The organism is Streptomyces sp. NPDC003042, from assembly GCF_053591315.1.
Genome location: NZ_JBSFTP010000124.1, coordinates 1 through 12,218, shown reverse-complemented (window position 1 = coordinate 12,218; position 12,218 = coordinate 1). Strand labels below are relative to the sequence as shown.

At 71.7% G+C, this 12,218-nt stretch carries 11 protein-coding genes; all 11 read left to right on the top strand.

From position 1 onward, the window contains the following. Positions 1-498: NADPH-dependent F420 reductase (locus ACWDYJ_RS34370; protein ID WP_451569536.1), on the top strand; the 498-nt coding region annotated here is incomplete at its 5' end. Next, the gene (locus ACWDYJ_RS34365; protein WP_451569535.1) at positions 483-965 is read left to right on the top strand and encodes a (2Fe-2S)-binding protein; all 483 of its coding nucleotides are present in this window, start codon (positions 483-485) and stop codon (positions 963-965) included. The genes ACWDYJ_RS34370 and ACWDYJ_RS34365, both read left to right, overlap by 16 nt. A 4-nt stretch (positions 966-969) precedes the next feature. Then, complete coding sequence (locus ACWDYJ_RS34360) at positions 970-3,360, top strand: xanthine dehydrogenase family protein molybdopterin-binding subunit (protein WP_451569534.1); 2,391 nt, start codon at positions 970-972, stop codon at positions 3,358-3,360. Beyond that, complete coding sequence (locus ACWDYJ_RS34355; protein ID WP_451569533.1) at positions 3,357-4,196, top strand: FAD binding domain-containing protein; 840 nt, start codon at positions 3,357-3,359, stop codon at positions 4,194-4,196. Before ACWDYJ_RS34360 ends, ACWDYJ_RS34355 begins: the two co-directional genes overlap by 4 nt. A gap of 78 nt (positions 4,197-4,274) precedes the next feature. Continuing rightward, a complete protein-coding gene (locus ACWDYJ_RS34350) occupies positions 4,275-5,531 on the top strand; it encodes an MFS transporter (protein ID WP_451569532.1) in 1,257 nt (418 codons plus the stop codon). Further along, positions 5,528-7,012 carry an ATP-binding protein gene (locus tag ACWDYJ_RS34345; protein ID WP_451569531.1) on the top strand — a complete coding sequence of 495 codons (1,485 nt, stop codon included), beginning with the start codon at positions 5,528-5,530 and terminating at the stop codon, positions 7,010-7,012. Before ACWDYJ_RS34350 ends, ACWDYJ_RS34345 begins: the two co-directional genes overlap by 4 nt. A gap of 13 nt (positions 7,013-7,025) precedes the next feature. Continuing rightward, entirely contained in the window at positions 7,026-7,367 is a 342-nt protein-coding gene (locus ACWDYJ_RS34340; protein WP_451569530.1) for a nuclear transport factor 2 family protein, read from the top strand. An 87-nt stretch (positions 7,368-7,454) separates the two neighbouring features. Beyond that, on the top strand, positions 7,455-8,096 hold the full coding sequence (locus tag ACWDYJ_RS34335) for a TMEM175 family protein (protein ID WP_451569529.1): 642 nt from the start codon (positions 7,455-7,457) through the stop codon (positions 8,094-8,096). A 75-nt stretch (positions 8,097-8,171) separates the two neighbouring features. Continuing rightward, positions 8,172-9,461, top strand: coding sequence for an IS701 family transposase (locus ACWDYJ_RS34330; RefSeq protein ID WP_451569528.1), 1,290 nt, complete (start codon positions 8,172-8,174; stop codon positions 9,459-9,461). Further along, positions 9,461-10,594 carry an XdhC family protein gene (locus ACWDYJ_RS34325; protein WP_451569527.1) on the top strand — a complete coding sequence of 378 codons (1,134 nt, stop codon included), beginning with the start codon at positions 9,461-9,463 and terminating at the stop codon, positions 10,592-10,594. The genes ACWDYJ_RS34330 and ACWDYJ_RS34325 overlap by 1 nt, the downstream gene beginning before the upstream one ends. Before the next feature lie 143 nt (positions 10,595-10,737). Beyond that, entirely contained in the window at positions 10,738-12,180 is a 1,443-nt protein-coding gene (locus ACWDYJ_RS34320; RefSeq protein ID WP_451569526.1) for a GuaB1 family IMP dehydrogenase-related protein, read from the top strand. The last annotated feature ends 38 nt before the right edge of the window (positions 12,181-12,218 follow it).

Here is a 12,218-nt window from a genome sequence, read left to right as displayed (position 1 = left end):
GGCGTACATGCACGACCGCTACCGCGTCATCACGGGGCCGCCGCTGTCCCCGCCGACCGGGCCGGACTCCTGGTGCTGATGGTGCCCTTCGGCAGCGTCCGGGGGCTGCTCCCGCCGGACCTCGTACGGGACAAGGTGCTGGTGGACGCCACGAACGCGTTCGGCGGCCCCGGCGCCCCCGCCGACCTCGGCGGCCGCGGCTCCAGCGAACTGGTCGCCGAGTGGTATCCCGGAGCCCGGGTCGTGAAATCCCTGAACACCATGCATTTCGAAACCCTCGCCGTCGCCGGCACCGCGTCAGGAGACCGCCTGGCGCATTTCACGGCGGGCGACGACGCGAAAGCCAAAGAAATCGTCGCGGGAATCATCACGGATCTGGGATTCGCGCCCGTCGACACCGGCCCGCTGCATTCCGGAGGAATTCTCCAGCAGCCCGGCGGGCCCCTCTTCAACCGGCCGCTCACGGAAGCGCAGGCGCTGGCATGGACATCGCACTGAATGTGAACGGAAGACCCGAGCAGTTCTCGGCGCCGCCGAACGAACTGCTTGTGGAACGACTTCGCGACGGCCTCGGCCTCACCGGTACCAAGGTCGGCTGCGACACCGGCCAGTGCGGCACGTGCGTGGTGCGGCTCGACGGCAGATCCGTCAAGAGCTGCCTGATCCTCACGGCCGCGGCGGCCGGCTCCGAGGTCACCACCATCGAGGGCGTCGGCGAGCCGGGCGGTGAACTGACCCCGCTCCAGGAGGCGCTGCGCCAGGAGCACGGCACCCAGTGCGGGTTCTGCACCCCCGGCATGGTCATGGCCCTCGGCGAGCTCGTCGAGGACGCCGCGGGCGGCGAGGCCCCCACCGAGCCCGAGATCCGCGAGTGGCTCACCGGCAACATGTGCCGCTGCACCGGCTACCACAGCGTCGTCCGCGGAGTGCAGCGCGCCTGCGCCGTCGCACGACAGGAGGGGTGAGGCAATGACCGCGGTGACGGGGGCCCACACTGTGCTCGGACAGCCGCTCGACAGCCGTGAGGACCCGCAGCTCCTGCGCGGCGAGGCGACGTACGTGGCGGACATCGATCTGCCCGGCACGGCCCACATGGCCATCCTCGGCAGCCCGGTGGCCCACGCGAGGATCCTCTCCATCGAGACCAAGGCAGCGGAGCAGCTCCCCGGCGTGCTGAAGGTGGCCACCGCCGCCGACTTCACCGGTGTCATGCCGCTGCCCTGCATCTGGATACCCGGCGGGGTCGAGAGCCACTTCCCGCCCCACCCCTACGGACTTCCCGGCGCCCGCCCGGTGCTGAGCGGCGACACCGTCCGGCACGTCGGCGACCCGATCGCCGTGGTCGTCGCCGAGACCCCGCGCCAGGCCGCCGCGGCGCTGGCCGCCATCGCCGTCGAGTACGAGCCGCTGCCCGTGGTCACCCGCGCCGACCAGGCCCTCGCCGAGGGCGCGCCCCAGCTGCACGAGGCCGTCCCGGGCAACCTGAACGCGTACTGGACCTGCGGCGACCGGGACCGTACCGACGCGGCCATCGCCGAGGCGGAGGTCACGGTAGAGCTCGACCTGGTCAACCAGCGCACCATCAACAGCCCCATCGAGCCGCGCGGCGCGGTCGGCGACTACGACGCGGCCACCGGCGAGTACACGCTCTACGCCTCCACCCAGGGCCCGCACAACCACCGCTTCCTGCTCTCCGCGCTGGTACTCGGCATCCCCTTCAACAAGCTGAGGGTGATCGCCCCGACCGTCGGCGGCAGCTTCGGCACCAAGGGCTACCTGTACCCCGACATGCCGCTGGTCCTGCTGCTGTCCAAGGCGCTCGGCCGGCCCGTCAAGTGGGTGGACACCCGCACCGGGCTGATGAACTCCACCGTCCAGGGCCGCGACCACCGCCAGCACGTCACCCTCGCCGGCACCCGCGACGGCCGCATCACCGCCGTGCGCTGCACCAGCTACGCCAACCTCGGGGCGTACCCCTCCACCATCGGCCCCGGTGTCGCCACCGCCCTGATGGGCCGCTCCATCAGCGGGATGTACGACATCGACGCGGCCTTCTGCGAGGTCTACGCCGCCTTCACCAACACCGTTCCGCTCGGCGCCCAGCGGGGCAGCGGGCGCGCCGAGGCCGCCTTCCTGATGGAGCGCCTCGTCGACCGGTACGCCTCGGAGATCGGCATGGACCCGGCGGCGGTGCGGCGCGGGAACCTGGTGCCGAAGGAGAAGTTCCCGTACGACAACGGTCTCGGCTGGACCTACGACTCCGGGAACTACGAGCTGAACTTCGACCGGGCGATCGAGCTGTCCGGCTACGCCGACGTGCCCGCCCGCAAGGCTGAGGCCCGCGCCCGCGGCAAGCGCCTCGGTGTCGGCATCGCCACGTACGTCGCCGTCTGCGGGGTCGGCCCCTCGACCCGGATGTCGAAGGAGGGCATGCTCGGCGGCACCTGGGAGAGCGCCAACATCCGCGTCCACCCGACCGGCGAGGTCACCGTCACCGTCGGCTCCGCCTCCACCGGGCAGAGCCACGGCACCGTCTTCGCGCAGGTCGCCGCCGAGGAGCTGGGCATCGACCCGGACACCGTCCAGGTGCTGGAGGGCGATACGCAGAAGGCCCCGTACGGGCAGGGCACCTACGGCTCGCGCTCCTACAGCATGGCCGGGCCCGCCGTCGCGCTGACCGCCCGCAAGATCAAGAGCAAGCTGCTGCGGGCCGGCGCGGTCTTCCTCGGCGTGCCCGAGGACAAGGTCGTCTACGCGGACGGCACGGTTCACGAGGAGGGCAACGAGGAGAACGCCAAGACCTTCGCCGAGCTGGCCATGGCCCTGTGGTACGGCTGGGGACTGCCTCCGGAGATCGAACCGGGTCTCGACGAGACCACCCACTTCGACCCGCCGGACTTCAACTTCCCCTTCGGTACGCACGTCGCGGTCGTCGAGGTCGACGAACTGACCGGCGAGAGCGAGGTGGTCGCCTACACCGCCGTCGACGACGCCGGGAACATCGGCAACCCGAAGGTCGTCCTCGGCCAGATCGAGGGCAGCATCGTCCACGGCCTCGGCCAGGCCCTCATGGAGGCCGCCGAGTACGACGACGACGGGCTGCTGATCAGCCGCGACCTCGGCCACTACGCCCTGCCGCGCGCCGCCGACGTGCCCTTCTTCTCGCTGGACAAGACCGTCACGCCCAGCCCGCACAACCCGCTCGGCGCCAAGGGGGCCGGTGAGATCGCCACCGTGCCGCCCGCCGCCGCCGTCGTCAACGCCGTCGTCGACGCCCTCTCGGACCTCGGCGTGCGGCACATCGACATGCCGCTCACGCCCGAGAAGGTCTGGCGCTTGCTGCGAGGAGGAGACCGGTGATCCTCACCGAGTTCGACTACGTCCGGCCCGACGGCCTCGACGAGGCGCTGACCCTGCTGGCCGGGACGCGCGGCGCCCGGGTGCTGGCCGGGGGGCAGAGCCTGCTGCCCGACCTGCGCACGGGCCGCGAAGCGGCCCGCCTGCTGGTCGACGTACGCCGGCTGGAGGAGCTCCGGGGCATCGAGCGGACACCCGACGGCCCCGACGGTTCGTGGCTGCGGGTCGGGGCGCTGACCACCCTCGCCGAACTGGCCGCGGACCCGCTGGTGCTCGCCGGCGCGCCGGAACTGGCCGCCGCGGCCCGCGCCAACGGAGACCCCCAGGTCCGCAACCTCGGCACCGTCGGCGGCAACCTGGCCGCCGGCGGGCGGGCGACCGACCTGCCGGTCGCCGCCATCGCCGCCGACGCGGTGGTCGAACTGGCCGGACCCGGCGGGCGTTCGACCGTACCGGCCGAGGAGTTCGCGGCCACCGGCGCACCCGACGCCACCGTCCTCACCGCGCTGCTGGTACCCGCCGCCGCCGGACGGGCCGCGGCCTTCGAGAAGACCGCCGACCGGGCCACTCGCTACCCGGTCTGCGCCGCCGCCGTACGGATCACCCCCGGCGGGCCGCGCATCGCGGTCACCGGGGCCACCGCCCGCGCCGTGCGCCTGCGCGGGGTGGAGGACCGGCTGGGCGGGGGTCCGTACACGACGCCGGCCGTGCTCGAGGCGTTCCGCGCCGAGCCCCGGGAGCTCTTCGTCCCCGGGCGCGGCACCTCGGCCGAGTACCTCGGCCACCTGGCGGGGGTGCTCACGGCCCGCGCGCTGGCGAAGGCCCTGGCGCACGCCTGACCGCTCATCACGTGACACATCACGTGGCCATGTCACACAGCAACGTCACGTGGCCCATTACGGGGAGTTGAACCAGCAGTGGCCGACACATCGAAGAGCACCAGGGAAGCAGCCGCGCACCCCGCCGCCCACGCGGCCGGTGCGCCCAGGAGCTCCGGCTTCTGGGTGGTGGGATCGGTCCTCGTCCTGCTGATGCTGTCCTCCTCCGTGCCCTCCGCCCTCTACGTGCTCTACCAGGAGAAGTGGGCACTGTCCTCGGGCATGATCACAGTGGTCTTCGCCCTGTACGCCGTCACCGTGCTCGCCGGGCTCCTGCTGTTCGGGTCCCTCTCCGACACCCTCGGCCGGCGCCCGGTGCTGGGCGCCGGGCTGGTCCTCGCGATGGTCTCCATGGGCCTGTTCGCCGCCGCCCAGGGGCTCGGGCTGCTGCTCGCCGCCCGCGCCGTACAAGGTCTCGCCGTGGGCCTGGCCACCGGGGCGATGGGCGCCGCCCTCCTCGAACTCGCCCCCCGGTCGAGGCCCGCGCTGGGCGCCCAGATCAACAGCGCCGGTCCGACGGTGGGCATCGGGCTCGGCGGCATCGGGGCCGGGCTGCTCGTCCAGTACGCGCCGGCGCCGACGGTCCTGAGCTACCTGCTGCTCGTCGTGGCCTTCGCCGTGACCCTGGTCGGCGTCGTCCGGATGCGCGAGAGCGCACCCGCGGCGGGCGGCCGCTTCCGGGTGGTGCCGCACCGGATCCACGTACCGGTGGCCGTCCGAGGCCGGTTCGCCGTCCTCGTCCTGACCATCGTCGCCGTCTGGTCGGTGGGCGGCTTCTACCTCTCGCTCGGACCGCACCTGGCCCTCTCCCTGCTCCAGTCCACCAACTACCTCGTCGGCGGAGCCACCGTGGCCCTGCTCGCCGGCGCCGCCACCGTCGCCCAACTGCTGCTCGGCCACACGGAGGCGCTGCGCACCGCCGTGCTGGGACTGTGCGGCCTGCTCGCCGGACTCGGCCTGGTCCTGCTCGCGCTGGGCATGGGCTCGGCCGCCGTGTTCCTCGTGGCCACGGCCGTCCTCGGCAGCGGCTGGGGCGCCGCCTTCCTCGGCTCCTTCCGGGCGCTGAGCGCGCTCGCCGAGCCGGAGCACCGCGGTGAACTGACCGCCGCCGTATACGTCTTCGCGTATCTCGCGATGAGTGTGCCGGCGGTCCTCGCCGGGATGCTCACCAACATCCACGGGCTGCACCGCACCTCGGTCGGCTTCATGGCCGCCGTCGCCGGGGTGTGCGCGCTCGCCCTGCTGGTCACCCTGCGGCTGGCGACCCGCGCCAGGACCGAGGGGAGCACGGCGTGAACACCTCCGAGCTGCGGTCCGCCCTGCACGGGCTGGAGATCTTCGCCGCGATCAACGAGGACCAGCTGGACTGGCTCGTCTCGGTCTCCGAGCCCCGCGTCCTCGCCGACGGCGAGGTGCTCTTCCGCGACGGCGAGGAGGCCACCGGCTTCCACGTGCTGCTCAGCGGGGGGCTCGTCGTCACCAAGGTCGTCGACGGCCGGGAGGAGGTGCTGACCCGGCACTCCACCGGGGAGGGGAGCGCGGCGGCCGAAGAGCACGACGGCAAGCCCTCCGCCGCACACCGCTTCACCGGAGAGCTGCCGCTGCTGACGGACGGCTCGTACGTGGCCACCGCGGCCGCCAGCGGGCCCGCGACCACCGTCGTGGCGTACGCGAAGCCGGTGTTCTTCGAGATGCTGTCCCGCTGCCAGGGTGTGGCGGCCGTCCTGCTGCCCGTACTGGCCTGGCGGATCAAGTCCTCCGAGGTGCAGGCCCGCAAACGGGCCACCGTGGAGGCGCTCGGGACCCTCGCCGCCGGGCTCGCCCACGAGCTGAACAACCCGGCCGCCGCCGTGGCACGGGCCGCGCAGGAGCTGGCGCCCGCCCTGGAGCGGCTGACCGGGACCGCGTACGCCTGGGGGGCGGCCGCCTCGGGCGCGGAGCGCTCCGTACTGGACCGGCTGACCGAGGAGCTGGACAAGCTCCCGCCGCCCGCGACCACCGACCCGCTGGCCCAGGCGGACGCCGAGGAGGAGATCGCCGACTGGGCTGAGGAGGCGGGGGCCGAGCGGCCGGGACTGCTCGGCGCCGGGGCCTCGGACCTCGGGCTGGAGCTGGGCCGGCTGCTGGACGGGCTGGAGGGCATCGGCGAACCGGCCCTGCCCGCCGCCCTGGACCACCTCGCGGCCCTGCTGGAGGCGCGGTCGCTGGCCGCCGAGCTGCGGGCGGCAGGCCCCCGGATCTCCCAACTGGTCGCGGCGACCCGCGATTACGCCAATCTCGACCGGGCTCCGGAGCAACGCTTCGCGGTGACCGGCGGCCTGGAGAACACCCTGGTCGTGCTGCGGGCCAAACTCGCCGGCATCACCATCGTGCGGGCGTACGAGCCGGACATGCCCGAACTGACCGGGTATCCGGGCGAGTTGAACCAGGTGTGGACCAACCTGGTCGACAACGCGGCCGAGGCCATGGAGGGCGCGGGCACGCTCACCCTGCGTGCCCGGGCCGAGGGTGTCTGCATGGTCGTGGAGATCACCGACACCGGCCGCGGCATCCCCGAGGACGTCCTGCCGCGCATCTTCGAACCCTTCTACACCACCAAGGACGTGGGGAAGGGCACGGGTCTGGGGCTGCACCTCAGCTACCGGATCGTCACCCAGCGCCACCACGGGTCGATCACGGCCCGTTCCCGTCCGGGCGAGACCCGGATGGTCGTGCGGCTGCCGCTCGCGCCGGCCGCCACGTCCCGCACGTCACCCCGTTCCGCCGCCACCCCATGAAAGCGAGTCGAACATGGCAAAGTACGACATCTCCGCACTGCACCCGGTCTTCGTTCGTCAGATGGAGGCGCTGGCCGCCCTCGACATCGAGGCGGTGATGAAGAACTACACCGACGACGCCGTGCTGTTGCGCTTCGAGGGCGTCTCGGTGGGCATCGACGCCGTTCGCGAGACGTTCACCGGCTATCTCACGGTGAAGCCCACGCTGGTCGAACTCCAGGAGTACATCGAGACCGAGGACACCATCTTCTACCGGGCGATCATGAACCTGAACGGCGAGCCGGAGCACGCGTTCGGGACACTCGTCGTCCGCGATGGCCGGATCTGGCGCCAGACCGCCGGATTCGGGGGCTGACGGTCCTTTCGTGGGTAGCGTGTGCGGGGAGGGCGGGGAAAACGCCCTCCCCGCACACGTAAAAGAATGGGTGAAGGGGAGGTCATCGTGCAGGAAACCAACCGGGTAGAGGCGTTCAGCGACGGCGTATTCGCCATCGTGATCACGATTCTGGTGCTGGAGTTAAAGGTTCCGGAAGAGCAGGGTACGGAGCTCTGGCACGGGCTCTGGCAGCAATGGCCGCACTACGCGGCCTATCTCGTGAGTTTCCTCATCATCGGCGTCATGTGGGTGAACCACCACACGATCTTCAGTCACCTCAAGCGGGTGGACCGACCGCTGTTGTTCCTGAATCTCCTGGTGCTGATGGTGGTTTCGGTGATCCCGTATACGACCAACGTGCTCGCCGAGCACCTCGTGGACGACGAATCGGCCAACGTGGCGGCGATCCTCTACAGCTCCTGGACCGTCGTGTACGCTCTCGCCTTCCTGGCCTTCTGGTGGTACGTCACCCGGGTCGGGCATCTCTTCCACGAAACCGTGGACAAGGAAGGCGCCCGAGCCACCCGGTTGCGCTTCGGACTGGGCGCGGTCGCCTACCCCTTGACCGTCGTTCTGTCCTTCTATTCGGCACCTCTCACTCTCGTCGCACACTTTCTGATCGCGCTCTACTATGCGGCGAACCAGATCCCGATCCCGCTCGTGGTAGGGGATGAGCGGCTCGATACTGCCAGCGACCTCAGGAAGTAGCCGCCCGGGCCTACGGCCGTTCTCCGCGGTCAAGTAGGGTAAAAAAGATCTAGCTGGTCGCGGGGGAGGCACCAGATGGCTCGCGTAGTCCTGCCGGAGGATTCCACCAAGGAAATCTCCGATTTGATCGATGTACTGATCTCGCTCTTCTTCGAGTCCTTACCTCGGCGGGACCAGCGAAACTGGGCCCGCGTTTATCTGAACGGCCTCGTGCGGACCACCGGGAAGAAAACAATCCGCAACATTGCCGGAACCGGGGCCAGTTCCGTCGAACAGAGCCTCCAGCAGTTCATCAGCAAATCTCCCTGGGACTGGACACCGGTCCGCCGCTCACTCGCCCAGCACCTGGAACGCACCGCCCAGCGCCCGCTGGCCTGGGTGGTGCAGCCCATGGTCATCGAGAAGGCCGGTGACCGCTCCGTGGGCGTCGGCCGGCAGTTCGTCCCGGAGCTCGGCCGCACGGCCAACTGCCAGCAGGCGGGCGGCATCTGGCTCGCCTCCAGCGAGGCCAGCTTCCCCGTCGAATGGACCCTCACCCTCCCCGGGCCCTGGACCAGCGAACTGCTGCGCCGCCGACGGGCCGGCATCCCCGACACCGCGCGCTCCCTGACCCCCGCACAGGACGCCGTGCACGCCGTACAGCGGATGGCCGCGACCTGGCAGCTCCAGCGCCGGCCAGTGGTGATGGAGGTCTCCAACACCGACCTCCCGCAGACCATCGAGGCCTTCGCCCTCCAGGACATCCCCTTCGTCCTCAAGGTGGACGGCTCGCTGCCCGTCTCCTTCGGCGGCGCGGGCCGCCACAAACCCGGGCCGCACACCGCGCCCGCCCGCGAGCTGATCGACTCCCTGCGCTCCCAGCGCCGGGTCGTCGAATGGACCCGGCACGGCCGCGCCGAGGGAGCGGTGACCCTGCTCACTTCGGCCGCGATCCTCGCCACCCCCAGCGAGGACCGGCCCGTGCCCGCCCCGGCCGCCCCGCTGCTGCTGGTGGGCGCCTGGACCGAGGCGGCCCTGCTGCCCTCCGAGTTCTGGATCACCAACATCGGCGACCGGCCGCTCGCCCAGCTCTTCCTGCTGGCCAAACTCACCGACCGGGTCTCCCTGGACTTCACCGGGACCTGCGAACCGGTCGGCATCCGCGACTTCGAAGGCCGCTCCTTCCGAGGCTGGCACCACCACGCCACCCTCGCGAGCGTGGCCCACGCCGCCCGGCTGCTGAGCACCGGCGGACGGGAGCCCGACCCGCCTGCCCTCGGCGCCGCTTCCCCGCACCTGGCCGCCGCCCGCACCCGCCCGCCCGCCGTCCTGCCGCCGCGGCCGCTCGTACCCGGGCAGATCCCGCGCCGCGCGTACATCCGCTGATGCTCGACATCGCCGGAGAACTGCGGACCTGGTGCGCCCAGCGGCGGGACTTCGCCCTGGCCACCGTGGTCGCCGTCAGCGGCAGCGCCCCGCGCGGGCCCGGCGCCTCGCTCGCCGTCGACGCCGCGGGCACCGCGCTCGGCTCCCTCTCCGGAGGCTGCGTGGAGTCCGCCGTCCACGAGCTGTGCCTCGACGCGATCGCCTCCGGCAAGGGCGGCGTACACCGCTTCGGGTACAGCGACGACGACGCCTTCGCGGTGGGCCTGACCTGCGGCGGAGTCCTGGACGTGCTGGTCACCCCGGTGCGCGGCCAGGACCCGGTACGGCCCGTGCTCGGCGCGGTGCTGGAAGCCGTGGAGCGGGGCGCGCGGGCCGCGTTCGCCCGGGTGGTCCGCGGTCCGTCCGGGCAGCTCGGACGCGCCCTGGCCGTCCACCCCGACGGCTCCTACGAGGGCGGCCTCGGCGGCGGTGCGGCCCTGGACCGGGCCGCCGCCGAGCGGGTCCGGGCGCTGCTGCTGGCCGGACGGACAGCCGCCGCCGAGCTGGGCACCGCCGGTGGGCTGTGCGGCGAACCGCTGACCCTCCTCGTCGAATCGGCCGCCGAACCGCCCCGGCTGATCGTCTACGGGGCCGTCGACTTCGCCGCCGCGCTGGCCCGGATGGGCGCCTTCCTCGGCCACCGGGTCACCGTGTGCGATGCCCGGCCCGTCTTCGCGACCCCGGCCCGCTTCCCGGGCGCCGACGAGGTGATCGTCGACTGGCCGCACCGGCACCTGGCCGGAGAACGGGACGCCGGGCGCCTGGACACCCGTACCGCGGTGTGCGTACTCACCCACGACGCCAAGTTCGACGTACCCGTCCTCGCCCTGGCCCTGCGGCTGCCCCTCGCCTACGTGGGCGCCATGGGCTCACGCCGCACCCACCTCGACCGAGAGGCCCGGCTGCGCGCCGAAGGCGTGCCCGAGACCGACCTGGCCCGCCTGAGATCACCGATCGGCCTGGACCTGGGCGGACGCACCCCCGAGGAGACGGCCCTCGCCATCGCCGCCGAATTCACGGCCGTCCGCCACCGGGCCCCCGCGACACCCCTCACCGGCGGTCGCCGGCGCGAGCCCGGGACCAAGGTCCCGTAGGAAAGAACCACCCGGCCCGTTATGTCCTGGACGATCGGCCGGGGCGGCATAAAGGCCAGGACATGGGAGAATGAAGTACGTGCGTTTCCTCGACTGCCCCGACGGGCAGGAGGCTCCTCCGACTCGACTGGGATGTTCAGCACGTGCGTTTCCTCAATGACCTGAAGCCGCCGTACGACTTGACGTACGACGATGTGTTCATGGTGCCGAGCCGCTCCGCGGTCGGCTCCCGCCAGGGCGTGGACCTCTCCTCGCCCGACGGCACCGGTACCACCATTCCGCTGGTCGTGGCGAACATGACCGCCATCGCGGGCCGCCGGATGGCCGAGACCGTCGCCCGCCGCGGTGGAATCGTCGTCATCCCGCAGGACATCCCGATCGAGATCGTCACCGACGTCATCTCCTGGGTGAAGAGCCGCCACCTCGTGCTCGACACGCCGATCACACTGGTGCCCACCCAGACCGTCGCCGACGCGCTGTCCCTGCTGCACAAGCGGGCTCACGGCGCCGGCGTCGTCGTCGACGAGGACAGCCGCCCCATCGGCGTCGTCACCGAGCACGACCTCACCGGCGTGGACCGCTTCACCCAGCTCTCCGAGGTCATGTCCAAGGAGCTGCTGCTCCTCGACGCCGACATCGACCCCCGCGACGCCTTCAACCAGCTCGACGCGGGCCACCGCAAGCTGGCCCCGGCCGTCGACAAGGACGGCAGGCTCGTGGGCATCCTGACCCGCAAGGCCGCCCTGCGCGCGACCCTCTACACCCCGGCCACCGACGCCAACGGCAAGCTGCGCATCGCCGCGGCCGTCGGCATCAACGGCGACTTCGTCCAGAAGGCCAAGCAGCTGCTGGACGCCGGCATCGACACGCTGGTCATCGACACGGCCCACGGCCACCAGGAATCGATGATCAGCGCGATCAAGGCCGTCCGCGCGCTGGACCCCCAGGTCCCGATCGTGGCCGGCAACATCGTCGCCGCCGAGGGTGTCAAGGACCTCATCGACGCCGGCGCCGACATCATCAAGGTCGGTGTGGGCCCCGGCGCCATGTGCACCACCCGCATGATGACCGGCGTGGGCCGCCCGCAGTTCTCCGCGGTGCTGGAGTGCGCGGCCGAGGCCAAGAAGTACGGCAAGCACGTGTGGGCCGACGGCGGCGTCCGTCACCCGCGCGACGTGGCGATGGCGCTGGCCGCCGGCGCCTCCAACGTCATGATCGGCTCCTGGTTCGCCGGTACGTACGAGTCCCCGGGCGACCTCCAGCAGTCCGCCGACGGCCGCCTGTACAAGGAGTCCTTCGGCATGGCCTCCGCGCGCGCCGTGCAGAACCGCACCAGCGAGGAGTCGGCCTACGACCGCGCCCGCAAGGGGCTGTTCGAAGAGGGCATCTCCACTTCGCGGATGTTCCTGGACCCGGCCCGGCCGGGTGTCGAGGACCTGATCGACTCGATCATCGCGGGTGTGCGGTCGTCGTGCACGTACGCGGGTGCCGGGTCCCTCGCGGAGTTCGAGGAGAAGGCCGTCGTCGGGATCCAGTCCGCCGCCGGGTATGCCGAGGGCAAGCCGCTGCACGCCAGCTGGAGCTAGCCCCCCGTTTCGTGGCCCCGGCCCGCCCCTTCCCGGGC

What these genes read in the sequence shown, in the direction of transcription:
- ACWDYJ_RS34360 (WP_451569534.1), top strand. Translation starts at nt 970, where the DNA reads ATGACCGCGGTGACGGGGGCCCACACTGTGCTCGGACAGCCGCTCGAC.
- ACWDYJ_RS34330 (WP_451569528.1), top strand. Translation starts at nt 8,172, where the DNA reads ATGGCTCGCGTAGTCCTGCCGGAGGATTCCACCAAGGAAATCTCCGAT.
- ACWDYJ_RS34325 (WP_451569527.1), top strand. Translation starts at nt 9,461, where the DNA reads ATGCTCGACATCGCCGGAGAACTGCGGACCTGGTGCGCCCAGCGGCGG.
- ACWDYJ_RS34365 (WP_451569535.1), top strand. Translation starts at nt 483, where the DNA reads ATGGACATCGCACTGAATGTGAACGGAAGACCCGAGCAGTTCTCGGCG.
- ACWDYJ_RS34340 (WP_451569530.1), top strand. Translation starts at nt 7,026, where the DNA reads ATGGCAAAGTACGACATCTCCGCACTGCACCCGGTCTTCGTTCGTCAG.